This is a genomic window from Streptomyces sp. NPDC093600 (genome assembly GCF_044764755.1).
Taxonomy (GTDB): domain Bacteria; phylum Actinomycetota; class Actinomycetes; order Streptomycetales; family Streptomycetaceae; genus Streptomyces.
The window spans coordinates 292,773-319,369 of record NZ_JBIWIU010000002.1 but is presented as its reverse complement, the minus strand read 5'-3'; the positions used below and the strand labels follow the sequence as shown (position 1 = coordinate 319,369).

The 26,597-nt window shown below is 71.1% G+C and carries 26 protein-coding genes and 1 tRNA gene; 12 read left to right on the top strand and 15 right to left on the bottom strand.

Going from position 1 to position 26,597, the window contains the following annotated elements; all coding sequences use genetic code 11:
- Positions 1-33: 33 nt before the first annotated feature.
- Positions 34-645 carry a DedA family protein gene (locus ACIRB4_RS07130; RefSeq protein ID WP_403289627.1) on the top strand — a complete coding sequence of 204 codons (612 nt, stop codon included), beginning with the start codon at positions 34-36 and terminating at the stop codon, positions 643-645.
- On the opposite strand, the gene ACIRB4_RS07125 is transcribed toward ACIRB4_RS07130, so the two are convergent.
- Both ACIRB4_RS07125 and ACIRB4_RS07120 read right to left on the bottom strand, forming a co-directional pair.
- Positions 605-898, bottom strand: a complete 294-nt coding sequence (locus ACIRB4_RS07125) for a DUF2277 domain-containing protein (RefSeq protein ID WP_403289004.1) — start codon at positions 896-898, stop codon at positions 605-607. The two genes, ACIRB4_RS07130 and ACIRB4_RS07125, sit on opposite strands and share 41 nt — an antisense overlap.
- A gap of 131 nt (positions 899-1,029) precedes the next feature.
- Positions 1,030-1,254 carry a hypothetical protein gene (locus tag ACIRB4_RS07120; RefSeq protein WP_403289003.1) on the bottom strand — a complete coding sequence of 75 codons (225 nt, stop codon included), beginning with the start codon at positions 1,252-1,254 and terminating at the stop codon, positions 1,030-1,032.
- A 191-nt stretch (positions 1,255-1,445) separates the two neighbouring features.
- Between ACIRB4_RS07120 and ACIRB4_RS07115 the strand changes: the two genes are divergently transcribed.
- Positions 1,446-2,204, top strand: a complete 759-nt coding sequence (locus ACIRB4_RS07115) for a GntR family transcriptional regulator (RefSeq protein ID WP_403289002.1) — start codon at positions 1,446-1,448, stop codon at positions 2,202-2,204.
- On the opposite strand, the gene ACIRB4_RS07110 is transcribed toward ACIRB4_RS07115, so the two are convergent.
- Positions 2,146-2,952 (bottom strand): MBL fold metallo-hydrolase, encoded by an 807-nt coding sequence (locus ACIRB4_RS07110; RefSeq protein ID WP_403289001.1) that lies wholly within the window; start codon positions 2,950-2,952, stop codon positions 2,146-2,148. The two genes, ACIRB4_RS07115 and ACIRB4_RS07110, sit on opposite strands and share 59 nt — an antisense overlap.
- A 176-nt stretch (positions 2,953-3,128) precedes the next feature.
- Between ACIRB4_RS07110 and ACIRB4_RS07105 the strand changes: the two genes are divergently transcribed.
- On the top strand, positions 3,129-3,467 hold the full coding sequence (locus ACIRB4_RS07105) for an alpha-amylase (protein ID WP_403289000.1): 339 nt from the start codon (positions 3,129-3,131) through the stop codon (positions 3,465-3,467).
- A gap of 167 nt (positions 3,468-3,634) precedes the next feature.
- On the opposite strand, the gene ACIRB4_RS07100 is transcribed toward ACIRB4_RS07105, so the two are convergent.
- Positions 3,635-3,709, bottom strand: a tRNA-Val gene (locus ACIRB4_RS07100).
- Between the two features lie 176 nt (positions 3,710-3,885).
- Here ACIRB4_RS07100 and ACIRB4_RS07095 point away from each other — a divergent pair.
- From ACIRB4_RS07095 to ACIRB4_RS07085, 3 genes are all read left to right on the top strand, one after another.
- The gene (locus ACIRB4_RS07095) at positions 3,886-4,653 is read left to right on the top strand and encodes a DUF4097 family beta strand repeat-containing protein (protein WP_403288999.1); all 768 of its coding nucleotides are present in this window, start codon (positions 3,886-3,888) and stop codon (positions 4,651-4,653) included.
- An 80-nt stretch (positions 4,654-4,733) separates the two neighbouring features.
- Positions 4,734-6,086 carry a hypothetical protein gene (locus ACIRB4_RS07090; protein WP_403288998.1) on the top strand — a complete coding sequence of 451 codons (1,353 nt, stop codon included), beginning with the start codon at positions 4,734-4,736 and terminating at the stop codon, positions 6,084-6,086.
- Positions 6,087-6,096: 10 nt separating this feature from the next.
- On the top strand, positions 6,097-6,318 hold the full coding sequence (locus ACIRB4_RS07085; protein WP_403288996.1) for a zinc ribbon domain-containing protein: 222 nt from the start codon (positions 6,097-6,099) through the stop codon (positions 6,316-6,318).
- Between the two features lie 88 nt (positions 6,319-6,406).
- On the opposite strand, the gene ACIRB4_RS07080 is transcribed toward ACIRB4_RS07085, so the two are convergent.
- The 3 genes from ACIRB4_RS07080 to ACIRB4_RS07070 form a co-directional block, all read right to left on the bottom strand.
- The gene (locus ACIRB4_RS07080) at positions 6,407-7,288 is read right to left on the bottom strand and encodes an HAD family hydrolase (protein ID WP_403289626.1); all 882 of its coding nucleotides are present in this window, start codon (positions 7,286-7,288) and stop codon (positions 6,407-6,409) included.
- Positions 7,289-7,380: 92 nt separating this feature from the next.
- Positions 7,381-10,077, bottom strand: coding sequence for a phosphoribosyltransferase domain-containing protein (locus tag ACIRB4_RS07075; protein WP_403289625.1), 2,697 nt, complete (start codon positions 10,075-10,077; stop codon positions 7,381-7,383).
- A 9-nt stretch (positions 10,078-10,086) separates the two neighbouring features.
- On the bottom strand, positions 10,087-11,295 hold the full coding sequence (locus tag ACIRB4_RS07070) for an HpcH/HpaI aldolase/citrate lyase family protein (protein WP_403288995.1): 1,209 nt from the start codon (positions 11,293-11,295) through the stop codon (positions 10,087-10,089).
- Between the two features lie 178 nt (positions 11,296-11,473).
- Here ACIRB4_RS07070 and ACIRB4_RS07065 point away from each other — a divergent pair, with 178 nt between their 5' ends.
- On the top strand, positions 11,474-12,418 hold the full coding sequence (locus ACIRB4_RS07065) for a TerD family protein (protein WP_403288994.1): 945 nt from the start codon (positions 11,474-11,476) through the stop codon (positions 12,416-12,418).
- A gap of 22 nt (positions 12,419-12,440) precedes the next feature.
- On the opposite strand, the gene ACIRB4_RS07060 is transcribed toward ACIRB4_RS07065, so the two are convergent.
- From ACIRB4_RS07060 to ACIRB4_RS07035, 6 genes are all read right to left on the bottom strand, one after another.
- Positions 12,441-13,178 carry a Tellurium resistance gene (locus ACIRB4_RS07060; protein ID WP_403288993.1) on the bottom strand — a complete coding sequence of 246 codons (738 nt, stop codon included), beginning with the start codon at positions 13,176-13,178 and terminating at the stop codon, positions 12,441-12,443.
- A gap of 188 nt (positions 13,179-13,366) precedes the next feature.
- Positions 13,367-14,512, bottom strand: a complete 1,146-nt coding sequence (locus tag ACIRB4_RS07055; protein WP_403288991.1) for a DUF475 domain-containing protein — start codon at positions 14,510-14,512, stop codon at positions 13,367-13,369.
- Between the two features lie 29 nt (positions 14,513-14,541).
- Positions 14,542-15,117 (bottom strand): TerD family protein, encoded by a 576-nt coding sequence (locus ACIRB4_RS07050; protein ID WP_403288990.1) that lies wholly within the window; start codon positions 15,115-15,117, stop codon positions 14,542-14,544.
- A 142-nt stretch (positions 15,118-15,259) separates the two neighbouring features.
- Entirely contained in the window at positions 15,260-15,835 is a 576-nt protein-coding gene (locus ACIRB4_RS07045) for a TerD family protein (protein ID WP_403288989.1), read from the bottom strand.
- A gap of 311 nt (positions 15,836-16,146) precedes the next feature.
- Positions 16,147-16,605 (bottom strand): peroxiredoxin, encoded by a 459-nt coding sequence (locus tag ACIRB4_RS07040; RefSeq protein ID WP_403288987.1) that lies wholly within the window; start codon positions 16,603-16,605, stop codon positions 16,147-16,149.
- A gap of 125 nt (positions 16,606-16,730) precedes the next feature.
- The gene (locus tag ACIRB4_RS07035) at positions 16,731-17,153 is read right to left on the bottom strand and encodes a DUF3052 domain-containing protein (protein ID WP_137989507.1); all 423 of its coding nucleotides are present in this window, start codon (positions 17,151-17,153) and stop codon (positions 16,731-16,733) included.
- 412 nt (positions 17,154-17,565) lie between these two features.
- Between ACIRB4_RS07035 and aceE the strand changes: the two genes are divergently transcribed.
- The gene (gene aceE / locus ACIRB4_RS07030; RefSeq protein WP_403288986.1) at positions 17,566-20,298 is read left to right on the top strand and encodes a pyruvate dehydrogenase (acetyl-transferring), homodimeric type; all 2,733 of its coding nucleotides are present in this window, start codon (positions 17,566-17,568) and stop codon (positions 20,296-20,298) included.
- A gap of 54 nt (positions 20,299-20,352) precedes the next feature.
- Positions 20,353-21,189, top strand: coding sequence for a potassium channel family protein (locus tag ACIRB4_RS07025; RefSeq protein WP_403288985.1), 837 nt, complete (start codon positions 20,353-20,355; stop codon positions 21,187-21,189).
- Here ACIRB4_RS07025 and ACIRB4_RS07020 read toward each other — a convergent pair.
- Together ACIRB4_RS07020 and ACIRB4_RS07015 are read right to left on the bottom strand one after the other, a co-directional pair.
- Complete coding sequence (locus ACIRB4_RS07020; protein ID WP_403288984.1) at positions 21,170-21,547, bottom strand: peptidase inhibitor family I36 protein; 378 nt, start codon at positions 21,545-21,547, stop codon at positions 21,170-21,172. The genes ACIRB4_RS07025 and ACIRB4_RS07020 overlap by 20 nt on opposite strands.
- A gap of 152 nt (positions 21,548-21,699) precedes the next feature.
- Positions 21,700-23,322: an MFS transporter gene (locus tag ACIRB4_RS07015; protein ID WP_403288982.1), complete on the bottom strand. Its 1,623-nt coding sequence runs from the start codon at positions 23,320-23,322 to the stop codon at positions 21,700-21,702.
- Between the two features lie 138 nt (positions 23,323-23,460).
- Here ACIRB4_RS07015 and ACIRB4_RS07010 point away from each other — a divergent pair, with 138 nt between their 5' ends.
- The 3 genes from ACIRB4_RS07010 (at position 23,461) to ACIRB4_RS07000 (ending at position 26,363) form a co-directional block, all read left to right on the top strand.
- Positions 23,461-24,090: a TetR family transcriptional regulator gene (locus ACIRB4_RS07010; RefSeq protein WP_403288981.1), complete on the top strand. Its 630-nt coding sequence runs from the start codon at positions 23,461-23,463 to the stop codon at positions 24,088-24,090.
- A 134-nt stretch (positions 24,091-24,224) separates the two neighbouring features.
- Positions 24,225-25,436, top strand: coding sequence for an alpha/beta hydrolase (locus ACIRB4_RS07005; RefSeq protein WP_403288980.1), 1,212 nt, complete (start codon positions 24,225-24,227; stop codon positions 25,434-25,436).
- Positions 25,437-25,511: 75 nt separating this feature from the next.
- On the top strand, positions 25,512-26,363 hold the full coding sequence (locus tag ACIRB4_RS07000) for a DUF4429 domain-containing protein (RefSeq protein WP_403288979.1): 852 nt from the start codon (positions 25,512-25,514) through the stop codon (positions 26,361-26,363).
- Positions 26,364-26,597: the final 234 nt, after the last annotated feature.

The window sequence follows — 26,597 nt, the reverse complement described above, 5'->3', positions numbered from 1 at the left end:
GTACGCTCTCGCTCTGTGAACGTGCTCGACAGCATGGGGTCACTGAGGTCACTGACCGCGGGCCCGTGGATCTACGCGGCGGTGGCGACGTCGGTGCTTCTCGACGTCTTCCTGCCCGTGCTGCCGAGCGGGGTCCTGGTGATCACGGCCGCGACGGCGGCGGCGACCGCCACGGCGACGTCCCCGGACGTGCCCTCCATACTCCCGCTGCTGCTCTGCGCGGCCACGGCCTCGGTCCTCGGCGACTTCGTGGCGTACCGGCTGGCCTGGCGGGGCGGGGCCCGGCTCGACCGGGCCATCGCGCGGTCCCGGCGGCTTACCGTCGCGCAGGAACGTCTCGGCGCGGCGCTGGCGCGGGGCGGCGGCCTGCTCGTGGTGATCGCGCGGTTCGCCCCGGCGGGCCGGTCGGTGGTGTCCTTCGGCGCGGGCGCGACCAAGCGCCGGATCGAGGAGTTCCTTCCCTGGTCGGCGCTGGCGGGCGTGGCCTGGGCCGGTTACAGCGTGGGCCTCGGCTGGCTGGGCGGGCAGTTGCTGGGCGCGACCTGGTTCAGCGCGGGGGTCTCCGTCCTCGCGCTGTTCCTCGCCGGAACGCTGGCGGCCTATGTCATACAGCGTCCGGCTGCGGCTCCCGCTCCGGCTTCCTGAGCCCGGTCGCGTCGGCGGCGCGGTGGGCCCCATGGGCGCGGTGCGCGCCACGTACCTCGAGGCCGTCGAGGAGTCGAGCGGTGGCCCGGGTGATCTCGTCCACGGCCCGGTCGAAGACCTCGCGGTTGTGCGCGGCGGGCGCACGGAAGCCGGAGACCTTGCGGACGTACTGCAGGGCGGCGGCGTGGATGTCGTCCTCGGTGGCCTCTTCGGGCAGGACGGGCGGGCGGAGGGTCTTGATGCTGCGGCACATGTCTCCAGTGTGACGCGGCCCACTGACAACGGTCGGCTGCCGACGGACAACGGTCGACTGACCACGGCCGACCGACCGGCTACCGGCTGACCACGGTGACTGCCAGCCGAACAGCTGCCGCCCGGAGCCGCTCACGTGCCGAGAGCGCGCCTGCTGCGGGCGTTGACCTCCGCGGCGCGGGCGCGCAGCTCCCGGAGGGGCGTGGCGAGCTGCACGTCGACGGGCTCGGCCTCCCACGCGCGGCCGCCGCTGACGGGCCGGATGAGGAACCGGCCGGCGACGCTCTCCACGTAGAACCCGACCCGCCCGGTGGCGGTGTCGCGGACGAGGTCACCGACCTCGGGCAGTGGCTGCACGAAACCCCTCCGTCCCGGATCCCAGGTCTCTAGAGATACACCCAGAGAAACCCGGTGACCCCTCACTGTCAACGTATCTCTAGAGAAGTCCCCCGATGGGCGGATCGGCCGCTCAGGTCGGCGCACACGTGTGCTCCACCGCGAAGAAGCGCGCCGTAGGGTGTCCCGCAGACGAAGGGAGTGGTCCACCCATGACTGACCAGGACAGCGGTCGTCGGCCGAAGTACCAGCGCATCGCCGACGAGTTGAGAACCGCCATCCAGTCAGGCGCCTTCGCCCCCGGCGACCGGCTCCCGGGCGAGAACGATCTCATGACGCGGTACGAGGTGGCCCGGATGACGGCCCGCCAGGCGTTGTCCGTGCTGCGGAACGAGGGCCTGGCCGAGGCACGGAGGGGTGCGGGGGTCTTCGTCCGCGCCTTCCGTCCGCTGCGCCGCCGGGGCATCCCCCGGCTGGCGCGGGAGCACTGGGGTACGGGCAGCTCGGTCTGGTCGACGGACATCGAGGACCGCGCGCTCGCGGTGGACCAGATCGAGGTGGGCGAGGCAGTGGCGAGCGCCGGGGTCGCCGAGGCGCTGGCGCTGCCCCCGGAGTCACCGGTCTGCGTGCGCAGCCGCCGCTTCGTCCTGGACGACAAACCGGTGCTGCTCTCGGTGTCGTACCTCCCGGCCTCCCTCGCCCGGGGGACGCCGATCGCGGCGCCGGACACGGGGCCCGGCGGCACCTACGCGCGGCTCGCCGAACTCGGGCACCAGCCGGTCCACTTCCGCGAGGAGATCCGCTGCCGGATGCCGACGGCCGACGAATCGGCCCGGCTCGCGCTGGAGTTCGGGACGCCGGTGATCCTCATCCGGCGTACGGCCTTCACGGAGGCGGGGGTCGCGGTGGAGCTCAACGAGATGACGCTGGACTCGGCGTCGTACGTCCTGGAGTACGACTTCGACGCGTGACGGTGAAGACGCCGCCGGGCGCGGCGTACTCCACGCTGCCGGAGAACCGCTCGGCCGCCTCCCTCACCGCCCGCTCCGGCTCCGTACGGGGCCCGACATGGGTCAGCACGAGGCGTCCGGCACCGGCGTCGCGGGCGGACCGCCCGGCCTGCGCGGCGGAGTGGTGCCCGGGCCCCTCGCCGTCGGCCTCGCAGACGAACAGCTCGCAGTCGCGGGCGAGTTCGACGAGCGCGGGGCACGGCTCGCAGTCTCCGGAGTACGCGATCCGCCGCCCCGCCCGGTCCTCGACGCGCAGCCCGAAGGCGGGCATCCCGTGCTCGACGCTCCTGCTCCGCAGCACCAGACCGCCGACGCGGGCCTCGTGCCCGTCGTACAACTCCTCGACGGCGAAGGCATCTTCGACCGGGCTCCGGCGCGACCCGTTGGTCAGGAACCCGGCCAGCCGGTCGGCGATCCCCGGCGGCCCGTAGAGGGGGACGGGCGCGTCGAGGCGGATGTCGGCGTAGAGGAGCCCGTAGTAGGCGGTGAGCAGGTCGGCGCAGTGGTCGGCGTGCAGATGCGAGATCCACACGGCATCGACCTCCGCGAGCCCGGCGTACCGCCGCAACTCGCCGAGCGTCCCACTCCCGGCATCCACCCAGACCCGGACACCGCCCCCTTCGACGAGGTACCCGGAGCAGGCATTCCCGGCCTGGGGGCAGGGCGTGGCGGACCCGAGCACGGTGATCCGCAGGGAGTCATCGACCATCCACGGAGTTTACGGCTGGGGCGGATGGGCTTCCGGAGGCCGTTGACTGTAAGTCCCGCAAGTCTTTTCACACCTGAAAGCCGCTATGACCTGCGGCTACTAACCCACATCGAACCTTGACTGAAAACCTATGCAGAAACTTGCGCAAGGTCGTCCCGCGCCTCGATGATCCGGCCATGGGAAACCTCACGACGCGCATATCGCGCCCTGTCGCCCTCGCCGCTGGGGTCGCGGCCGGCCTCCTGACCGCCGTGACCGTCGCCCCGTCCGCTGCGGCGGCCGCCGAATCCGCGCCTCCGGAGTGCGTGCAGCACCACTCGGGCTGGCGCTACACCCATGTCGTCAACGGCTGCGACGTCCCCGTCGCCGTCACGGTCGAGTACACCGACAGTCAGGCCGCCCCGTGCCGCGTCATCGACCCCGGCGCGTGGGCGACCTTCGCCGGATACGGATCGCAGCTCAACTACGTCACGGGGCTGAGGACCTGCGATCCCACCACGACGAGCGGCGCCTGACCCCCACCGTCTCCGAAACCGCCTGCGGCGCCGGCCGACAGAGTCCGACGGGGCAAGTGGCCAGTCAGTGGCACGACGCCTCTCCTCCGCCTCCTCGGCCCGGGAACGAACAAGGCCCAGGTTCTCGGTTCAGTACCGGTGACCTGGGCCTTTGTCGTGCTACCTCCTGGTGGGCGCGGACGGTTTCGAACCGCCGACATCTGCTTTGTAAGAGCAGCGCTCTACCCCTGAGCTACGCACCCGTGGAATGAGGCAACAGCGTACATGGCCCATGGGTGGGTCCCGCAAACCGATACCCGTGCGTGCCGGGCGGGGGGGTAGCCCCACCATCAGGGCGGTGGGTCGCCGGATCGTCGTGGGGGTGGGGGCCGCCGTACGGTGAGGGGACAGTCAGCGCTTTACCTGGGGGTTTGTCGTCATGGCCGCTCGTCGTCGTATCCGTACGCTCCTCGCCGTCGGCGGGGCCGTCGTCGTCGCCCTCGGGGTCGCCGGTTGCGGGGGTGCGGATGTCGAGGGGGCGCCCGAGGAGCGGAAGAGCTTCGCGTTCTCCGGGGAGAGGCTCACGATCGACGCCGGGAACTCGCGGCTGGAGCTCGTGCCCGCCGACATCGATGACGTGCGGGTCAGCCGGCGGGTCGACGGGTGGGTGTTCGTGGGGTCCGGGCCCGACGCGACGTGGCGGATCGAGGGCGGGACGCTCACCTTGCGGGTCGAGTGCGACGGCCTGGCCGGCGACTGCGACTCCGTCCACCGGGTGCAGGTGCCGCGCGAGGCCGCCGTCACCGTGGAGAACGGCAACGGTGAGGTGACGGCCGACGGGTTCGACACCGCCCTGACGGTACGGGCCGACAACGGCTCCGTCCTCGTGCGCGACGCGTCCGGTCCGCTGGAGCTGACCAGCGACAACGGGGAGGTCGTCGTCGAGGGCCGGACCACCTCCCGGCAGATCGTCGCCCGCGCCGACAACGGGGCCGTACGGCTCGCGCTCAGCGCCGTACCGCGCCGGGTGGAGGCCACCAGTGACAACGGGGAGATCGACATCGCCCTGCCGAAGGCGACCTACGACGTCGACGGGCGCAGCGACAACGGCGAGGTCCGCGTCGACGTGCCGACCGCGAAGGGCAGCGGCCATGTCGTGACCGCGCGCAGCGACAACGGGGAAGTCGTCGTCCGCACCGCGAACTAAAGGACCCGTGTGTTCGTCCTTACCTGGTGGGAGAATGAACCGGACCGACCAGCGCGGCGATCACAGCACGGGAGAGGGACGTGGCGGCGACTCACGCAAGAGGCACGTCCACGCTGCGGCTCGCACTCGCGCTTCCGCTGCTCACGCTCGCACTCCTGCCCGCCGCCTTCGCCGGCGGCGGCACCCGCCGGTGGTTCGGTGGGCGCGGGGAGAGCCAGCGGGCCGAGGCGCAGGCCGCCAAGGACGCGGCGGCGGCCGCGTTCTACGAGCTCGACACCGCCCAGCGCGATCTGCGGATCTCCATCGAGACGATCACGGCCGTCGACAGCTCCCCCGGGGCCCGTAGCGCCGTCGACGGCTTCGCCGCGCTCGGGCGCCGGATCGACGAGGTCAGCCACGCCTACATCACCGCCGTCGACGCCCACGATCTCGACCGGGACGAGCTCGACACGGGGACAGCCCAGCGGGCCCGGACCGAGCTGACCCGGGCCAAGGACGAGCTCGTACGGGTCAAGGGTGAGCTCGACCGGTTCGAGCAGGGGCTCGGGCCGCTGCTCGACAAGGCCGAGACGCAGCTCGCCCGGCTCGCCCCCGCCGTCGAACGGGCGCGAGCGGCGCTCCGAGCCGCGAGCACCGCCCTGGACACGGCACGGAGCGCCGGTCTGCGCGCCGACGATCTCGCCGCGCGGCTCGCCGCCCTCGGCCCCGAGCTCACCAGGCTCAACGAAGGCGCCGGGCGGCACGGCGTCCCCGAGACCCTCCAGCGCGCCGACCGTGTCCTGCGGGACGCCGAGGCCGTACGCGTCGAGGCCGAACGGCTCCCCGAGCGCGCCGCCGAGACCGACAAGCGCCTGGTCTCCCTCCGTACCCGCGCCGAGGCGCTCACCACCCGGGCCGAGGCCGTCGAGCCCGTCCTGTCCGAGCTCCGCCGCCGTTTCTCGGCCGCCTGCTGGCAAGACCTCCAGTACGTCCCCGAGCAGGCCGCCGAGAGCGTCCGCCAGGCCGAGGAGAGGCTCAAGGAGGCCGCCGCGGCCCGTGCGGAGCAGCGCTGGCCCGACGCCACCAGCCTGCTGGCCACCGCCCGTGCCCTGCTCGACAACACCGCCGAGGCCGTCTCCGCCGCCGGGGAGCGGCTCCGCCGTCTCGACGCCGTCGCCAAGGACCCCCGGCAGGAGATCGAGCGCGCCCGCTTCGCCGTGCGCGACGCGCAGCGCCTCGCCATGGCGGGCCGCCACACCCCCGACCCACGCCACGCCCGCCCCCTCGACGACGCCGTCGCCCGCCTCGACCGGGCGGTCGCCGCCCTCGACAGCGGCCGCCACCCCGACTACTGGCACTTCCTCACCGAGCTCGAGGCCGTCCGCGCGACCGCCGCCCGGGTCGTGGAACTGATCAGGGAGGAACGGGGCGGGGGCGGTGGCGGCGGCCGTTAGCCTGGTCCGTATGCCTCGTTACGAATACCGCTGCCGGACCTGTGGCGACACGTTCGAACTCAGCCGGCCCATGGCCGAGTCCTCCGCCCCCGCCGCCTGCCCCGTAGGGCACGACGACACCGTGAAACTGCTGTCCGCCGTCGCGGTCGGCGGTACGGCGACGGGCGGCCCCGCGCCCTCCGGCGGTGGCGGCGGGGGCGGTGGCTGCTGCGGGGGCGGGTGCTGCGGCTGACCAGCCGTACGGTGTGCGGGGCCCTGACTGTGCAAGGCCCCGCACACCGCCGGGGCCTTTCCTCGCGCCCGCACCAGCTCGCGGCTGATCAGGCCGGGTCGGCGAGGGCGGCGGGGGCGGCCGTCTGCTGGGCGGGCAGGGTCGCGCGGTGGTCGCGGACAGCGGTGAGGAAGCGGCGCAGGATCTCCTCGCCCGCCGCCACTCCGCGCTCGGCGAGGACGTCGAGGTGGGGGGCGGTCCAGCCGGCGTCGGCGAGTTCGCCGTGGCCGGGCCGCCAGGCGCGGTCGGCGGCGAGCAGCAGATCGGCGTCGAGGAGGGAGTCCCCGGCGGCCAGGGTGAGGCCGGCGCCGGTGCGGCGGGCGACCTCGCGCATCGCCGCGCTCTTGGTGAGCGGCTTCGGTACGGCGTACACCTTGCGGCCCTGGAGGGAGACGGTCCAGCCGCGGTCGTCGGCCCAGTCGCCGAACCGCTTCAACCACTCCTCGGGCAGCCGCTCGCGCTCGACGACCAGGTACGCGAAGAGGTCTTCGGCGACCCGGTGCTTGCGCACCCAGGACAGGTCGGTGGTGGCGGTGAAGTAGGCGCGGATCTCGGAGAGCGGCGCGCACTCGTCGGCGAGCCGGCGCAGCACGCTCTCATGCCAGTCGAGGTCGGTGACGCCGTCGACGAGGAGGTGCCCGCCGTTGGCGCAGATGGCGTACTTCGGCGCGGGGCCGGGGAGTTGGATGCGCTGGTACTGCTTGCGGGTGCGGGTCGTCGTGGGGACGAAGACCGTTTCGGCGGACACCTCCGCCAGGAGAACCGCGGCGTCCTCGGTCATGTAGGACAGCGGCTTGGACTCGTGGACCTCGATGCTGAGCAGCCGGGGCGCCTGCGCGTCGGGCATGCCGAGGGCGAGGGCGGCGGAGGAGTAGATCAGCGTACGGTCGAGGTCGCTCGCGACCATCACAGTGGGCGTGGGGTCGTTCATCACCGTGGGCGCGGCGGGCGTGGCGGCCGCGGGGGCCACGGGGGTCTGAGGGACGCTCATCACCGTGGGCGTGGTGCCGTTCGTCGCGGTACTCACTGGGAGACCACCGCCTTCCCGTCGGCGCCGGTGGCGCCGCGCGTGTACTGGGGGTGGATCAGTCCGACACAGGTGTACGGGAGTTCGTCGACCTCCTCGACGGGCACCCCGCGCTGTGCGGCGAGGAGGCGGACGTGGTCCAGGTCGGCGCCCGCGCCGCGCTGGGCGAGGATCTTCCAGGGGACCCGGCGCAGCAGCACACGGGTGGTCTCGCCGACGCCCGGCTTGACCAGGTTCACGTCGTGGATGCCGTACTCCTCGCTGATCCGCTCGACGGCCGCCCAGCCCTCCCACGTGGGGTCGCGGTCGGCGCCCAGCAGCTCCTTGACCTCGGCGTCGACGGCGTCACCGACCTCGTCGAAGCGGGCGGCGACCGCGTCGAGGAAGGCGTTGGACACGTCGGCGCCGGCCAGCTCGCGGTAGAACTTGCCGCCGTGGAAGTCGTCGGGTCCGACCAGGTCGGCGCGGAGGACCGTGCGCGATATCAGCCCGGACACGGTGGAGTTGAGGCACGCGGACGGAATGAGGAAGTCCTCCCGGGTGCCGTACGTGCGCACACAGGAGCCGGGGTCGGCGAGGACCGCGATCTCCGGGTCGAAGCCGGGGAAGTCCTTCAGGGCTTCGGCGAGTTCGCGGGTGATGGCGCCCTTGCCGGTCCAGCCGTCGACGAAGACGACGTCGGCGGGGTCGTGGTGGGCGGCGAGCCAGCGCACCGCGTTGGCGTCGATGCCGCGGCCGCGCACGATGGAGACGGCGTAGTGCGGCAGTTCGAGGCCGTGGCGGGCCTGGGCCCAGCGGCGCATCAGCACCCCTACGGGCGTGCCGGCCCGGGCGAGCGAGACGAGCACGGGCCGCCCGGTGCCCCGGTCCGACCGCTCGGCGAGGACCGTCTCGGTGACGGTGCCGACGGCGCGGGCGATCCGGGTGGCGGACGTCTCCAGGGCCGCGTGGAAGAGCTCCTGGTACTGGGCGCTGGGCTGGTACTCCACGGGCAGCGACTCGGCGTAGTGCGCGCCGCCGCTCTGGATGGCCTCCTCGCGCTCCTCGGTCGGGGCCTCCAGCTCGACGTCCGAGAGGTCCTGGAGCAGCCAGCCGACCTCCTCGGGCGCGTACGAGGAGAAGGCGGGGCCGCGGAGGGGCTCGGGCAGCATGGAGGCCCTTTCGGAAGGCATGGACGCTTCGGGAGCCGTGGACGCTTCGGGAGGCGTCGACGGCGTGTAGGTCGGTACGACGGCGAGCACGACGTGCGGGATGTGCGCCGCGAGCTGGGCCAGCAGGCCGTCGGGAGCGTGGAGTTCGGAGGTGTCGGCGGCCGAGTCGACGACGGCGACGACAGCGTCGAAGCCGGCGCCAGCGACGTTGTACGCGTACCGCTCGCCGGGTCCGTCGGCGGGGGCGTCATGGGCGGGGAAGACAAGCCGGGTGCGTATGGCGTAGCCGGGGTCGTCGACGGCGAGGACCGGCGAGCGGGTGGTGGTGGAGTACGACACGTCGTGTCCGGCGCGCTCCAGCTCGACGGCCAGCCGCAGCGGCGCGTACATCAGCTCCTCGAAGCCGAGGACGAGTACGCGGCCGGGGCCGCGGACGCCTGTACGGCCCGCTCCGCCGAGGGCGGCGGACAGGCGCTCCGCCATGGCGGGCAGCGCGCCTCGCAGCGCGGCGGCGTGGGACGCGGTGAAGCCGTGGCGGCCGCCGTCCGGGACGCCTCCGGGCCATCCGAGGTCGACCCGTACGGGAGGGACGACGGAAGGGACGACGGGCGAGGCGCCACACGGACCACCGGCGGAGGCGACCGGCGCGGCTCCGCCCATACCGCCGGAGGAGACGTCGGCTGCGGCTCCCGGAAGTGCCTCCGCCGAGGCCCCCGGGGATGTCCCTGGCGCGCCCGCCCAGGACGTCCCGGCCGCGTCCCCTCCCCCGGACGTCCCCACCGGGGCCCCCGGTGCCACCCCTGGCCCTCGCGGCGCCGGCACCCGTGCCGGACCCCGCTCGTACTCCGCCACCAGCGCCTGGCCCTTCTCCAGGACGCCGTCGGGGAGCCGTACCGTGCCCGCCGCTCCGGCCACGAGATCGATGCGGGCGCCGATCTCCTCGGCGAAGGCGTCCAGACGGCCGAGATCGGCCGCCGAGCGCATGTCGACGAGGGCGACGACCACGTACCGGTCGCGGGCAGAGCGTTCGTGCAGGTCGCGGACGGTGTTGAGGACGGTGTTGCCGGTGGAGAACTCGTCGTCGACGAGGACCAGCGGCCCGTCGCCGGCCAGCAGCTTCGGGTCCTCGGGGAGGAGGAGGTGCGAGGTGGCGTGCGAGTGGGACTCCTCGAAGCCGCCCGCCGGTGCCACTCCGGCCACCGGGCGCCGGGTGGAGTGCAGGTACGGCGCGAAGCCGAGGCCGTCGGCGACGGAGTGACCGAGTGCGGTGGCCGTCTCCGCGTACCCGACGACCACGGCACGCGCCGCGTCCTCGGGGCCGAGGAGGTCCCGTACGCGCTCGCCGAGGGCGAAGCCCGCCTCGTACACGACGGTGGGGCGCTGAGGCACGTGCTTGCCCAGCACGTGGGAGACGAGCAGATGCGCCCGTTTGGGGTTGCGGCGCAGTGCGAGGCCCAACAGGCCCGGGAGCTTCTCGTCGCCGACCAGTTCGACACCGAGTCGCTCGGCGACCCATGTTCCCGACCACACCACGTCGTCAATCACCCTTCGTCAGCCGGCCAGTCCGGCGGTCAGCAGATCCACGAAGCCGATGTCCTCCTTGGCGACGCCGAACACCTCGGCACGCAGCAGGGTGCGCTCGGCCCACGCGCGATGCGGCTTCACTTCGTTCATCTTGTTCGTGTAGGCGGAGCGCATCACTCCGCCTCCGCCCCGCTCCGGCCGCAGGATGTCCTGGGCGTCGCTGAACTCCTCGTGGCTGACCACGGAGAGGGCGTGCACCGGCACCACGTGGGTGGGGTGGATGCAGGTCTTGCCGAGCAGGCCGTTGGCCCGGTCGAGTTCGATCTCACGCAGCAGCCCGTCGAGGTCGTGCTCGATGAGGGCGGTCCGCAGGTCCTCCGCCCGGCCCTCCAGGAAGGGGCTGCGGCGCAGCTGCGGCTTGAACATGCGTTCACCGAGCCGGAAGTACTCCCAGACGGGCCCGGTGATGGTGAAGCCGGTGCCGTCGGAGCGGCCGAGGACGTTGACCACGTCGGCGATGACATGGGCGACGAGCTGGACGTCGTACGCCGTCATGTCGGGCGAGCGGCGCAGCCCGTACGCGGAGCAGAAGTCGGTGACGCCGAGCCGTAGCGCGAGCACGCGCTCCCGGTACTTGTCGACGGTCGTGGCGATGCCGGCGAGGGTCTCGGCGCGCGTCTCGAGGTGGAGCAGTTCGGGGGACTCCAGGACGGGCATGGCGAAAAGTCGCCGTCCGCAGGCCGTCTCGGCGGCGGTGAGCGCCTCCAGGAAGGCGTGGCCCCGGGTCTCGGTGAACTTGGGCAGCACGAATCCGGACAGCAGGCGGACGGTGTCGCCGAGCCGTGCGACGAGGTCGGTGATCTGGCGGGGCTCACGGACCCGGATGAAGAGCAGGGGCCGCTCGTCCCCGCCCTCGCCCCCGGCCGCGTCGGCTCCCGCTTCCGCTTCGGCTTCCGCTTCCGCGAGGAGGCGGAAATGGCGGACCAGGTTCGCCTCGGCGGCCTCCACGTCCGCGTCGGCGATGGAGTCCTCCAGGCACAGCACCATGGAGACGACCCCGCGTGCGGCCTGTTTGCGCACGTCGTCGGCGAGCCGCGGCCGGGTGGCGGGGCTGTAGAGCGTGGCGCCCAAGGCCACGGCGAGCGTGCTCGCGGGTGAGTCGGCCGTGAACTCGGCCGGCTCCTGGTGGAACAGCCTGGCGCGCGAAGCGGCCGGGATGTGCCCGAAATGACGCATGTAACTCCCCCGACTGCCTTTGCGGGCCCTGATGACATGTGGCCGGTAATAGTACGTAGGTGCGGGTGTCCGTAGTTCCCTCCTCGCATGAAATCCAGGTAACTCGTCCGCATCCGATCGGTCTCTCCCCGATTGGCCGAGGCCCCCGCGTTGTCCGGCGGTCGGCCGGGAAGGCAGGATGACGGTCATGACGCACGCGATGCTGAAGGGCTCCAACGTCCCTCTCGACACCGCGGCCGTACGGGCCGTGCTCCGCTGGACCCCGGGCCCCGGGGTCCCCGACGTGGACGCCTCGGCCCTGCTCCTGGGGGTGGACGGGCGCGTGCGCTCCGACGAGGACTTCGTCTTCTACAACCAGCCGCGCCACCCCTCGGGTCTGGTGCGCCGGCTGCCGAAGAAGCGGGTGGCGGAGGGGCTGACCGACACGGTCGAGGCCGATCTCGGCGGGCTCGACCCGTCCGTGGACCAGGTGGTGATCGCGGCCTCCTCGGACGGCGACACCTTCCGGAGCGTCTCCGACCTGCGGATCCTGCTGTACGACGCGGGGGCGCCGGACCGGGAGCCGCTGGCGCTGTTCGACGTGACGGCGGAGACCGGCGAGGAGACGGCGATCATCTGCGGCGAGCTGTACCGGCGCGGCGACGCCTGGAAGTTCCGCGCGGTCGGCCAGGGCTACCCCACCGGGCTCGTCGGTCTCGCGACCGACTTCGGGATCTCGGTGGACGAGACCGCGGACGAGGACCAGGGCGCCGACGCCACCTCCGGCCCGGACGCCACGGCGAGCCAGGACGCGTCCGCCGGCCCGGACACCACCGCGGCCCCGGACACGACGGCGGCCCCGGACGCCGACGCGACGGTCGTCCACACGCCCGTGACCGCTCCCGTGCCTCCCGTGACGCCTCCCGCCGTACCGCCCCAGCCGACGGCTCCTCCGGCGTACGGCTATCCGCAGCCCGCGTACGGCTACCCCCAGCCGGCCTCTCCCCAGCCCGCGTACGGCTACCCGCAGCCGGCCTCGCCGCAGCCCGCGTACGGCTATCCGCAGCCGGCTGCGGCCGCCGCGCCCGCTCCGGACCCGAACTTCCGGCTGCCCCCCATGGGGCCGCAGTTCGTGCGCCCCTGAGGGGTTCTCCGGGGCCACCCGGTCACGCCTTCGTCTTGTAGCCGCGCCCCCACTGCAGGCCCCACCCGTACAGCCGGTCCAGCTCCGCCTGGAAGCCGTAGACGAACTTCACCTGGCGGCGGACGATCAGCTCGCCCTTCACGTTCTCGACGGTGAGGACGGCGCAGGAGCGCGCCTGCGGGGCGCGCTCGTCCAGTTCGATCTCGATCCGCGGGCCGTTGCTCGGGTAGAGCGTGACCTTGGCGTGAGTGCGGTCGAACGCCGGCGTCTGGTCGTAGATGTAGACGAAGAACAGCAGCCGCTTGATGGTGTCCTTGTGGTCGAGGTTGACGAAGATCGTCTCGCCCGACGATCCGCCGAACCGGTCGTCACCGCTCAGGTTCACGTACGGCGGCGCGTTCAGGGCACCGAAGAAGCCGCCCAGCGGCTGCACGACGCCCTTGCTGCCGTCGGTCAGCTCGTACATGCAGCCGAGGTCCAGGTCGACGTTGACGACGCCCTGGGTGTGCGCCTGGACGACCTCGGGCTTGAACAGCTGGGAGGGGTGGCGCAGCAGCCGGCCGCTCTGCCGGGAGCGGCCCTCGATGTCCGAGGTCCGCATCCGCCAGGAGAGGTTGACCCGCAGATTGCCGCTCGCGGCGCCCTGCTTGGTGAGCGAGACCGACGGACGTCTCTTCGTCAGGTCGATGGAGTTCGTCGAGGCGCTGCCCGAATCGAACGGCGCCGCCCTGCCCGGAATCAGGCTGTCCCAGAAGGCCATGGCCCTCCCACCCCCTTGTCCCCGGCCCCCCTGGGCCTGCCTATACGGCCTGTTGCCACGACCTACCGATGTGGCCTACCGATGTGGCCCGTCGATACGGCCTGCTCGATACGGCCTGTTCGATACGCCGAGGGGCGGCCGGGTGCACCGGCCGCCCCTCGGTGAAGCGTTCCTCATTGCCGCGGGTGTCACACCCCCGACGACACCTCGGTCTTGTCGTCCGGGGAGTCGGCCTTCCCTCCGGCCGCCGCCAGCCGGCGGTTGCGCTGGATGGAGGAGAGGAAGGAGGCCGCGATCAGGAAGACACCGATGGTGCCGGTGATGAGCTCGCTGATCTCGTGCTCGATGGTGATGAGCAGGATGACGGCGAGGGCGCCGATCGCGTAGTGCGCGCCGTGCTCCAGGTAGACGTAGTCGTCGAGGGTGCCCTGGCGGACCAGGTAGACCGTGAGCGAACGGACGTACATCGCGCCGATGCCGAGGCCGAGCGCCATCCAGAAGATGTGGTTGGTGATGGCGAAGGCGCCGATGACGCCGTCGAAGGAGAAGGACGCGTCGAGGACTTCCAGGTACAGGAAGAGGAAGAACGCCGCCTTTCCGGCCAGGCCGACCGCGGAGACCGGCTTGCCCTCGGCCTTGGCCTTCTCCTCCTCCTCGTGCTCGCGCTCCTCCTCTTCCTCGAGCTTGTTCTCGAAGAAGCCGGAGAGTCCGCCGACGATGAGGTACGTGATGAGTCCGGCGACGCCGGCGAGCAGTACGGTCGCCGACTTGTCCTGGTAACCGGTGCTGGTGTGCGCGTGGGTGGCGAAGCTCATCGCGGAGAAGAGCAGGGCGATGAGCGCGATGCAGACCGACAGCATGTCGACCTTGCCGAGCTTGGCCAGCGGACGCTCCAGCCAGCCGAGCCACTTGATGTCACGGTCCTCGAAGATGAAGTCGAGGAAGATCATGAGCAGGAACATGCCACCGAAGGCGGCGATCGCCGGGTGGGCGTCGGTGACCAGTGCCTCGTAACGCTCCGGCTGGTCCATCGCGAGCTCGATCGCCTCGATGGGTCCTACCTTGGCGCTGATGGCGACAATGGCGACGGGGAAGACCAGCCGCATGCCGAACACCGCGATGAGGATGCCGATCGTGAGGAAGATCTTCTGCCAGAAGGCGTTCATCTTCTTCAGGATTCCGGCGTTGACCACCGCGTTGTCGAAGGACAGCGAGATTTCGAGGATCGACAGGATCAGTACGACCCCGAACGCCTCCCACCCCCACTGCCACGCGGCGAAAGCGAGGCCGAGCGCCGTGATGGCGAACGACCACCCGAAGGTTTTCAGAACCACTGTCTACCCCATCGTGTAAGTACGCGGCTTTACGAAACGTTGACCCCGAAGTCTAGAGCGATGCCCCGAAGGCCGGACGCGTACCCCTGTCCGACCGCCCGGAACTTCCATTCACCGCCGTACCGGTAGAGCTCACCGAAGATCATCGCGGTCTCGGTGGAGGCGTCCTCGGAGAGGTCGTAGCGGGCGAGTTCCTGACCGTCTGCCTGATTCACCACGCGAATGAAAGCGTTGCTGACCTGGCCGAAGGTCTGGCCTCTGTTGTCGGCCTCGTGGATCGAGACCGGAAAAATGATCTTGTCACAGTGCGCCGGGACCTTGACCAGGTCCACGATGAGCGACTCGTCGTCGCCGTCGCCCTCGCCGGTGAGGTTGTCCCCGGTGTGCTCGACGGAGCCCTCGGGGCTCTTGAGGTTGTTGTAGAAGACGAAGTACTCGTCCCCGAGCACGCGTCCCGACTGGCACAGCAGGGCGCTGGCGTCGAGGTCGAAGGGGGCTCCGGTGGTGGAGCGCGCGTCCCAGCCGAGGCCGACCAGCACCTGGGTGAGATCGGGTGCGGCCTTGGAGAGGGAGACGTTGCCTCCCTTGGCGAGCGTGACGCCCATGATGTGGTTCCTCCCCGGTGAGTACCGCTGACGCTGCTGGTACCGCTGACGCTGCTGATGCTGCCGATGAGGCACGTCCGGCGCCGCACGGAGGGTGCGGCGCCGGACGGCTCGGTCACTGCTACTGCGTGCTGCGGACGGCTCAGACGTTGACGCCGAAGTCCGCCGCGATGCCGCGCAGGCCGGAGGCGTACCCCTGGCCGACCGCGCGGAACTTCCACTCGTCGCCGTTGCGGTACAGCTCGCCGAAGACCATGGCGGTCTCGGTCGAGGCGTCCTCGGAGAGGTCGTACCGGGCGATCTCAGCACCGCCGGCCTGGTTCACGACGCGGATGAACGCGTTGCGGACCTGGCCGAAGGACTGCTGGCGGTTCTCGGCGTCGTAGATCGACACCGGGAAGACGATCTTGGCGACATCGGCCGGCACGGTGGCCAGGCTGACCTTGACCTGCTCGTCGTCACCCTCGCCCTCGCCGGTGAGGTTGTCACCGGTGTGCTCGACCGAGCCGTCGGCGCTCTTCAGGTTGTTGAAGAACACGAAGTCCTGGTCGTTGCGGACCTTGCCCTCCGCGTTCACCAGAATGGCGCTGGCGTCCAGGTCGAAGTCCGTCCCGGTGGTGGTGCGGACGTCCCAGCCCAGACCGACCGTGACGGCGGTCAGGCCAGGGGCCTCCTTGGTCAGCGAGACGTTGCCGCCCTTGCTGAGGCTGACTCCCACGAGTCCCTCCATTGGTTTCCAGGGGCAGCGCCCCCGTCGTGCGTTGGCATCGGATCAACGACTGGATCCTAGTGACGGGTTCCCGGCCGGGACAGACGATTCGCGCCGGTGTCTAGGGTCTGTCATTTGGATCAGGCCGGATCAGGGAGCGGGGTCTGGTGCACGGGGCCTCCGCAGGCCCGCCAGGGCCGAGGGGACGGATCGCAAGGCGGAGGAGGGAGTCAACGCGGTGGGCGTACCTCCCGTGCCCGAAGGGCTACGGGGGAGCGGTGCCAGGGCACGCGAGCCCGGCATGGTCCAAACGACGGACCCTAGAGGGTGTCGAGCGCCTTGAGGTAGTCGTTGAGGTCGCGGGCGTCCGGGAGGGCGTTGACGACGCTCCAGCGGACGACGCCGTCCTTGTCGATGATGAAGGTGCCGCGCACGGCGCAGCCCTTGTCCTCGTCGAAGACGCCGTAGGCGCGCGAGGCCTCGCCGTGCTTCCAGAAGTCAGAGAGGAGCGGGTACTCCAGGCCCTCCTGCTCGGCGAAGATCCGCAGGGTGTGGATGGAGTCGTTGGAGACGGCCAGGAGCTGGGTGTCGTCGTTGACGAACTTCGGCAGGTTGTCGCGCAGCTCGCACAGCTCGCCCGTGCAGACGCCGGTGAAGGCGAAGGGGTAGAAGAGCAGCACCACGTTCTTCTTCCCCTGGTAGTCGGAGAGCCTCACGGTGCGCCCGTGGTTGTCCTTGAGCTCGAACTCCGGGGCCTTGGTGCCGACCTCGATCGCCATGGCGTACGCGTCCCTTTCGCTGGACCTTCATTGGACCGAACAGGTGAGGCCCCAGCTTAGACACCGCCACGCACAGAGCCCCCGCCGACGGGTGTCGGCGGGGGCTCCTGCTGCTTGGGGGGAGATCAGCGCTTGGGTGCCACCAGTCGGCTGCCCGACCAGTCCTTGGCCACGCTGATGCTCTTGGTCTGGGAGAAGCCGGCCGTCTGCGCGGCATCACTGATGTCGCTCGGCTCGACGTAACCGTCACGGCCTGTCTTGGGCGTCAGCAGCCATACGACTCCGCCGTCCTCCAGCAGGCCGATGGCATCGACCAGGGAGTCCGTCAGGTCTCCGTCCTCGTCGCGGAACCAGAGCACGACGGCGTCGGCGACGTCGTCGTAGTCCTCGTCAGCGAGGTCCGACCCGATGATGGACTCGATGCCTTCGCGGAGATCGAAGTCGACGTCGTCGTCGTAACCGATCTCCTGGACCACCTGTCCGGGCTCGAACCCCAGCCTCGCTGCCGGGTTGGTCCGCTCCTCCGCGTGGTCCGCGGTCGCGCTCACGGCTTGCCTCCTGATCGTGTATCGGAAAATGCTTGGGCCGCGCGCGTACGCGCGGCGCTGGCCGTAGTCCACACGGGCTGGGCGGATCGCGCAAGTACCCGGCCGTCGAGACCGCCGAAACGGTGACGTTTGGGGCCGTCTCGCCGAAACTTCCGGACTGGAACCACTCCGCTCCGTGATGCAGGGCACACGCTTCGTACCGGTTTATGGTCTTCCGCGGTTTCAGTCTGCCGAACGCGCTGACGAAACGCATGCGCGGGTTGGGCGTAAGGTTGCGATTTGACCCAACCAGGCGTCCCCGGGGGGTTACCCCTCGGTAGAGATGACGGGTGACACCGACGGGGTACACGATGGACGTCCCCGGCTCCCCCGTGGGCTCCATCGAAGCTCCACCGAACAGCGAAGGAACAGCGTGGCTTCCGGATCCGATCGCAACCCGATCATCATTGGCGGCCTTCCCAGCCAGGTCCCGGACTTCGATCCGGAGGAGACCCAGGAATGGCTCGACTCCCTCGATGCCGCCGTCGACGAGCGCGGCCGTGAGCGGGCCCGCTACCTCATGCTCCGCCTGATCGAGCGGGCCCGCGAGAAGCGCGTGGCCGTGCCCGAGATGCGCAGCACTGACTACGTCAACACCATCGCCACCAAGGACGAGCCGTTCTTCCCGGGCAACGAGGAGATCGAGCGGAAGGTCCTCAACGCGACCCGCTGGAACGCCGCCGTGATGGTCTCGCGCGCGCAGCGCCCGGGCATCGGGGTCGGCGGCCACATCGCCACCTTCGCCTCCTCCGCCTCGCTCTACGACGTCGGCTTCAACCACTTCTTCCGGGGCAAGGACGAGGGCGACGGCGGCGACCAGATCTTCTTCCAGGGCCACGCCTCCCCCGGCATCTACGCCCGCGCCTATCTGCTCGACCGGCTGAACGAGACGCAGCTCGACGCCTTCCGCCAGGAGAAGTCGAAGTTCCCGAACGGCCTGTCCTCCTATCCGCACCCGCGGCTGATGCCGGACTTCTGGGAGTTCCCGACCGTCTCGATGGGCCTCGGCCCGCTCGGCGCGATCTACCAGGCCCGGATGAACCGCTACATGGAGGCGCGCGGCATCGCCGACACCTCCAAGTCGCACGTCTGGGCCTTCCTGGGCGACGGGGAGATGGACGAGCCGGAGTCGCTCGGCCAGCTCACGATCGCCGCCCGCGAGAACCTCGACAACCTGACCTTCGTCGTCAACTGCAACCTGCAGCGGCTCGACGGCCCGGTGCGCGGCAACGGCAAGGTCATCCAGGAGCTGGAGTCGGTCTTCCGCGGCGCCGGCTGGAACGTGATCAAGCTGGTGTGGGACCGGTCGTGGGACCCGCTGCTCGCGCAGGACCGCGACGGTGTGCTCGTCAACAAGATGAACACCACGCCCGACGGCCAGTTCCAGACGTACGCCACCGAGACCGGCGCGTACATCCGCGACCACTTCTTCGGCGACGACCACCGGCTGCGGGCGATGGTCGAGAACATGACCGACGACCAGATCCTGCACCTGGGACGCGGCGGTCACGACCACAAGAAGATCTTCGCGGCGTTCTCGGCGGCCAAGGCGCACACGGGTCAGCCGACGGTGATCCTCGCCAAGACCATCAAGGGCTGGACGCTGGGCCCGAACTTCGAAGGCCGCAACGCCACCCACCAGATGAAGAAGCTGACGGTCGACGACCTCAAGCGCTTCCGCGACCGGCTGCACATCCCGATCACGGACAAGCAGCTGGAGGACGGCCTTCCGCCGTACTACCACCCTGGCCGGGACTCCGAGGAGATCCAGTACATGCACGACCGCCGCAAGGCGCTGGGCGGGTACGTCCCGACCCGTGTCGTGCGGGCGAAGCCGCTGCCCCTGCCGGAGGACAAGACCTACGCCGCGGTCAAGAAGGGCTCGGGCCAGCAGTCGATCGCCACCACGATGGCGTTCGTCCGGCTGCTCAAGGACCTGATGCGGGACAAGGAGATCGGCAAGCGCTTCGTGCTGATCGCGCCGGACGAGTACCGCACGTTCGGCATGGACTCGTTCTTCCCGAGCGCCAAGATCTACAACCCGCTGGGCCAGCAGTACGAGGCCGTGGACCGTGAGCTGCTGCTCGCGTACAAGGAGTCCCCGACCGGCCAGATGCTGCACGACGGCATCTCCGAGGCGGGCTGCACCGCCTCGCTGATCGCGGCGGGTTCGGCGTACGCCACGCACGGCGAGCCGCTGATCCCGGTCTACGTCTTCTACTCGATGTTCGGTTTCCAGCGGACCGGCGACCAGTTCTGGCAGATGGCCGACCAGTTGGCGCGCGGCTTCGTGCTGGGTGCCACCGCCGGCCGTACGACCCTGACCGGCGAGGGCCTCCAGCACGCGGACGGCCACTCGCAGCTGCTCGCCTCGACCAACCCGGGCTGTGTCGCCTACGATCCGGCCTTCGGCTTCGAGATCGCGCACATCGTCAGGGACGGCCTGAAGCGGATGTACGGCCCCGAGGCCGAGGACGTCTTCTACTACCTGACCGTCTACAACGAGCCGATCCAGCATCCGGCGGAGCCCGAGAACGTGGACGCCGAGGGCATCCTCAAGGGCATCTACCGCTTCAAGGCGGGCGAGTCGGGTGAGCTGCCCGCGCAGATCATGGCGTCCGGCGTCGCCGTGCCGTGGGCGGTCGAGGCACAGCGGATCCTCGCCGAGGAGTGGAACGTCCGCGCGGACGTCTGGTCGGCGACGTCGTGGAACGAGCTGCGCCGCGAGGCCGTGGAGGTCGACCGGCACAACCTCCTCCACCCGGAGGAGGAGCAGCGCGTCCCGTACGTGACGCGGAAGCTCTCCGACGCGCAGGGCCCGTTCGTGGCGGTCTCCGACTGGATGCGCTCGGTTCCGGACCAGATCTCCCGGTGGGTGCCGGGTCCGTACACCTCGCTGGGCGCGGACGGTTTCGGTTTCGCGGACACGCGGGGTGCGGCCCGGCGCTACTTCCACATCGACGCCCAGTCGATCGTCCTGGCCGTCCTGACCGAGCTCGCCCGCGCGGGCAAGGTCGACCGCTCGGTCCTGAAGCAGGCCGTGGACCGCTACCAGCTGCTCGACGTGGCCGCGGCGGACCCGGGCGCCGCGGGCGGCGACGCGTAGAAGGTCCTGGTGGGCCGGGTGCGGGGGCGTAGGCGTCCCCGCACCCGGCCTACGATGCCCGGCATGAAGGAACGCTGGGAGAAGCGCACCCAAACGCCACTGCTGGCTCTGGCAGTGGCGTTCGGCGTCGCGTACGCGATACCGATCGTGGCGCCGGATGCCGAGCGCTGGGTCCATGACCTGTGTCTGGCCGTGGAGTGGGTCGTGTGGGGTGCGTTCGCCGTCGACTACGTCGTCCGGCTGGCTCTGGCACCCGCCAGGTGGGCCTTCGTGCGCAGGCATCCGCTGGATCTGCTGGCGGTGCTGCTGCCGCTGGTTCAGCCGCTGCGGCTGCTGCGTGTGGTCTCGACGCTCCTCCTCGTGGGTCGGCGGTCCCGGATGGCCCCGCAGATCACGCTCACCACCTATGTGGCGGGCGCGGTGGTCGGGTTGATGATGTTCGGCTCCCTGGCCGTGCTCCATGTGGAGCGCTCGGCGCCGGACGGGAACATCAAGACGCTCGGTGACGCGGTGTGGTGGTCGTTCACCACGATGACGACGGTGGGCTACGGCGATCACGCGCCGACCACCGGTCTCGGCCGGGTCCTGGCGGTGGGTCTGATGCTGTCGGGGATCGCCCTGCTTGGTGTGGTCACCGCCAATATCGCCGCCTGGTTCATCTCCCGCTTCGAGCGGGACGACGCGGCCGAGCGCCGGCAGACGGAGCTCCTGGAGACGCTGGCGTGCGAGGTGCGGGAGCTGCGGGCCGAGGTGGCCCGCCTCTCAGCGCCCCCAGCCGTGACCCCCGCCGCGCCGGCCGCCGTGCCCCCCGCCCTGCCCGCCGTCGTGACTCCAGCGCCGCCCGCCGCCGTGCCCGAGCAGGCCGGACCGGCTACCGCTCCCAGATCTTGAAGGCTCTGACCTGGTACGGGGTCTGCGGCACCCACACCCCGCGGCCCGGGTAGGTCTCGAACTCGCCGGTCTCCGCGCACTCGGCCGACTGGTAGACGGTGACGGGCCGTCCGGTCCGGTTGGCCAGGGCCTGGGCCGTGGTGCCCGCGGCCAGGGGCACGCAGCTCTCGATGTCGGTGTCGGACAGCTCGTGCGTGTGCGCCTTCCCCTTGAACTCGGCCTTGGGCCACAGGCAGAGCTGGCCGGGCGCGCAGGCGCCGAGCCTGGGCGTCGGTGCGGCGGTGGCCGGTGCGACCGCTGTGAGCAGGGTGAGGAGGGCCGCCCCCAGGACGGCCGTGAGCAAGGTCTGCGTACGCATAATCGGTGTACCCCCCGTTTTCGTCACTCTCTGTGACCAAAACTCTGGATCACCTCCCCGCCCGCTGGGAAGGGGGTCGGGGCCGATTCACCCGGACAGGTGAATGCCCCCGTCGGACCGGGGCCGGCGGGGGCACACGTACGCGCAGTGGCTCAGATGTGGGCGCCGCCCGCGCCCGCGCCCGCGTTCTCGCCGCGCTTGGTCAGCGTGGCGACCAGCGCCGCGACGACGGCGACGACACCGGCCACGGTGAAGGCCAGGCCCATGCCCTGCATGAACGTGTCGTGGATGACGCCCCCGATGGTGTCGAACATGTCCGGGGTCATACCGGGCGCCTTGGCCAGCTCCGGCGGGACCATGCCGAACTCGGCCGCCTGCTCCAGCTGGGGGTCGGCCGGCACGGGGATGCCCGCGTCCTTCCAGTTCTCCTCGAAGGCGCTGGAGACCTTGGACGACATGACCGCTCCGAGCACCGCCGTACCGAGCGCGCCGCCGACCTGCATCGCGGCCTGCTGCAGACCGCCGGCGACGCCGGAGAGCTCCAGCGGGGCGTTGCCGACGATGACCTCGGTGGCGCCGACCATGACCGGGGCGAGGCCCAGACCGAGGAGGGCGAACCAGAGGGACATCGCGAAGGTGCCGGTCCCCTCGGAGAGGGTGATCATGCCGAACATCGCGGCGGCCGTGCAGACCATGCCGCCGACCAGCGGGATCCGCGGGCCGAACTTGGTGATGAGCGCCCCCGCCAGCGGCGACGAGACGATCATCATCGCGGTCAGCGGCAGCAGGTGCAGACCGCTGTCGACCGGGCTGAGGCCCTTGACGCCCTGGAGGTAGAAGGTCACGAAGAACAGGCCGCCCATGAAGGCGAAGGCCATCAGGACCATCAGCACGACACCCGCCGACAGCGGGACCGAGCGGAACATCGCCAGCGGGATCAGCGGCTCCTTGACCTTGGTCTCCCAGAGGGCGAAGAGCGCGAAGAGGACCACCGCGCCGCCCAGGAAGCCCCAGGTGTTGCCGCTCGCCCAGCCCCAGGACTCACCGGCCTTGATGATGCCCCAGATGAGGGACCCCATCGCCGCGGAGAGCAGCAGGATGCCGAGGACGTCGAAGGAGCGCGGGGCGTTCTCGGCCCGGTGGTCCCTGAGGATCACGGCGCCGAGGACGAGCGCGAGGACGCCGACCGGCACGTTGATGAAGAAGACGGACTGCCAGCTGACGTGCTCCACGAGCAGGCCACCGACGATCGGGCCGCCCGCGGTGGAGGCGCCGATGACCATGCCCCAGATGCCGATGGCCATGTTCAGCTTCTCGGAGGGGAAGGTGGCGCGGAGCAGACCGAGCGCCGCGGGCATCAGCAATGCGCCGAAGAGGCCCTGGAGGACGCGGAAGGCGACCACGAGCCCGATCGAGTCGGAGAGGCCGATCGCGCCGGAGGCGGCGGCGAAGCCGGCGATGCCGATGAGGAAGGTCTGACGGTGCCCGAAGCGGTCACCGAGCTTCCCGGCGGTGATGAGGGCGACGGCCAGCGCCAGCAGATAGCCGTTGGTGATCCACTGGACCTGGGCGAGCGAGGCGCCGAGGTCCGTCTTGATGGCGGGGTTGGCGATGGCGACGATCGTGCCGTCGAGCGCCACCATCATCACTCCGACAGCGACGGCGAACAGGGTCAGCCAGGGGTGGCCTCGCAGTCCCTTCGCCGGGGCCTGGGCGGGCTCCCTGGCACCCCCCTGACCCTGCGGGGCCTTTTCCACGGTGGTCTGACTAGTCATACCGGCGAGGCTAATGTCAGTCGCTGACAATTGACAAAGCAATTCATGCGTCGGTAACTGTCATGTAGCTCACAGGTACGCTGAGCTGCACACACAGCGTCGGAAAGCGGCGGAAAGAGGCGGAAAGAGGACCATGCGGTGACGGTTTCCGGGCTGCGGGAGCGAAAGAAGCAGCGCACGCGCGACGCGCTGCTGCGGGTGGCCCTGGAGCTGTTCACGACCCACGGGTACGAAGAGACCACCGTGGACGAGATCGCCGACGCGGTCGAGGTCTCCCAGCGCACCTTCTTCCGCTACTTCGCCTCCAAGGAGGACGCGGCCTTCGCCGTCCAGAAGATGGTGGAGGAACGCTTCGTCCGGGCCCTGGCCGAGCGGCCCGCCGAGGAGGGCCCGCTCGACGCGATGCGCAACGCCGTGCTCAGCTCCTGGGACACCATCGGCGAGGCAATCATGGAGGTCGTGCCCGTCGAGCTGTATCTGCGGACCTTCCAGATGATCGAGTCGACGCCCGCCCTGCTCGCCACCCATCTGCGCCGGGCCACCGAGATGGAGGAGAGCATCGCGCGGCTGATCGCCGAACGCGAGGGCCTGGACGTGGACGAGGACCCGCGCCCCCGCATCGCGGTGGCGGCGTTCAGCGGTGTGATGCGGGTGACGGGCCAGCTGTGGGGCCGCGGCACCGATCCGACCCTTGAGGCGATCCGCGCGCTGACCGAGCGCTACCTCGACCACCTCGGCCCGGCGCTCGAACCGCACTGGCGCGACTGACGGCCCATCAAAGCCCGTGAGGCGAGCGGGGCGTACGCCCGCGCACACGGAGCGTCACCCTCCACCGGACCGGCACTGTGATCCCCGTCACCGCCCGCACGGCGCCCTCCACGGGTCTTCTAGGGTGTGGCGCAGTGACTTCTTTCGACTCCTCCCCCGCACTCTCCCTCTGGCGCCTGCTGCTCGCGCTCGCCGTGGTGTTCGTCCTCCTGGCGACCACCGGCTGGACGACCCTGCGTGATCAGCGCGGGCCGGCGGGGATGCGGGAGACCGCGCTCGCCTCCTGGACACACGGCAGGATCGGCCACCGGGCACTGCCCGACCCCGCCGCCCCCGCCCGTACGATCGCCGCGTTCTTCCGGTCGATCGGCCCGGCCCAGGGCGCCCGGCTCGCCGACGCGCACCCCTTCGTCGTCGGCAACCTCAACGGCGCGCCCCTCACCCTCCGCTACCGCGCCAACCGGCTCTCCCTCGCCCGCGCCCTCGGCGCCGAGCGGGGCAGGATCGACGATCCCCGGCTCTCCGCGACCGGACGCCACGAGGCCCTGCGCCGGGTGCACCGCTTCACCTCGCTCATGCGGCAAGGCCGCCAGATCCTCGCCTTCGACCCGACCGGCCCCGGGCGTACGGCCGAGGTGCTGGGCGATCTGGAACGGGCGCAGCGGGTCTCGGTGATCGTGCCCGGAGTCGACACCAATCTGCTCACCTTCCAGAAGACCCACCGCAAGTACTCGGCGCCGGCCGGGATGGCGCAATCGCTGTACGCCGCCGAACGCCGGGCCGCGCCCCGTACGCGTACCGCCGTCATCGCCTGGGCCGACTACACCGCGCCCGTCGGGGTCGGCATCGACGCGGCGATCGGCCGGCTCGCCGCCATCGGCTCCCTACGCCTGGTGGACATGGTCACGGCCCTGCCCGGCGGCTCGCGCGTCAGCCTCTTCTGCCACAGCTACGGCTCCGTGCTGTGCGGGGTCGCCGCCCCCCGGCTGCCCGCCCGGGTGACGGACGTGGCGGTCGCCGGAAGCCCCGGCATGCGGGTGGAGAGCGCGGCCGAACTGGCCACCCGCGCGCGCGTGTGGGCGATGCGGGACACGGACGACTGGATCGGGGACGTGCCCAACCTTCACCTCGGCGGGGTGGGGCACGGGGCGGACCCGGCGGAGCCGGAGTTCGGGGCACGGCTGCTGTCGGCGGCCGGGGCGACCGGTCACGCGGGCTATTTCGAGCCGGGCACGGACAGCCTCGACAACTTCGCCGCGATAGGCGTCGGTTCGTACCGCGGACTCACCTGCGCGAGCGCCGACGGCGCCTGCCTCAGCGGAATCTCCGGTGCGGAAGGTGTCTGACGCGCGTAGAGCCCGCGAATTCCGGCCCACCGCTCAGGGGCGACGCGCGGGCGCCCGCCGCATACGATGAGGCACATGGGTGATGTGCTGGCCGGAATTCATGCCACCTGGGAGTTCGAGAGCGACGCCGTCGTCATCCGCTTCGAACGGGGGATCCGCACACCGAAACTGTTCCAGACGCTGCGCGAACGACGCATCCCGCACGAGGCGTTGGCGTCGGTGACGCTCGCCCCGGGCAAGCGGGGCACGGTCGTGCTGCACGCGGTGCCCAGACCGGGCGCCGATCCCCTGATGGAAGCGGCCGCGGGGCAGCTGAAGGAAGGGCGCGACCCGTACCGGCTGGTGCTGCCGGCCGAGCGGGAGACCTTGGCGGAGTACTACGGGGACGAGCTGAGAGCGCTGCTCACGCCCGACGCCGGCCCGGCGGACGGGTTCCTGGTCGCGGCGCCGGAAGGACCGCAGTCCTTCAAGGCCTTCGACGGGAAGGCGATCTTCGACGGTTCGTCGGAGGTCTCGTTCCGTTGGTTCGGCACGGGCGCGTCCTCGGAGAAGTGGAAGGCGGGCGACCAGACCTTCTCGGTACGGGAGCTCAGCGGGGTCGAGTGGCGCTCGCCGGACGTCTTCGACGGGTACCTGCGACTGCTCCCCCGGGGCTGCGGACCGCGCCACGCGCAGGCGGACCGGGACCCGGCGGCCGTCGTCTTCGGCCTCGGGTACGGCCTGGTCCACGAGTCCCTGCCGTTCGCGGCGGCGGTCCTCGCGGCGATCCGGGGCGCGGGGCGGGCGGCGGCACCACTGGAGGCGGAACGGTTCGACCCCGCGGGGGTGGCCGAACGGATCCGGCATCTGGGGGAGCTGCACGAGGCGGGCCTGGTGACGGACGAGGAGTTCACGGCGAAGAAGGCGGAGCTGCTGGCGCAGCTGTGAGGGGGCGGTGCGGGCGGGGGCGGGCTTGCGGCGAGCCGGGTCGGCTTACGGCGGGGGCGGCCTCCGCGCGGGGCGGGCGGGCTTACGGCGGGGGCGTCGCGGGCTCGCGTCGCGGGCGAGCGGGGGCGAGCGGCCTCCGCGCCGGGCGGGCGGTCGGCCTTCCCGGTGGGCGGTCGCCTTCGTCGCCTCATACTCCGGTACCCCCCCCCCGGGTCCAGCCCCTCGGTATGACGC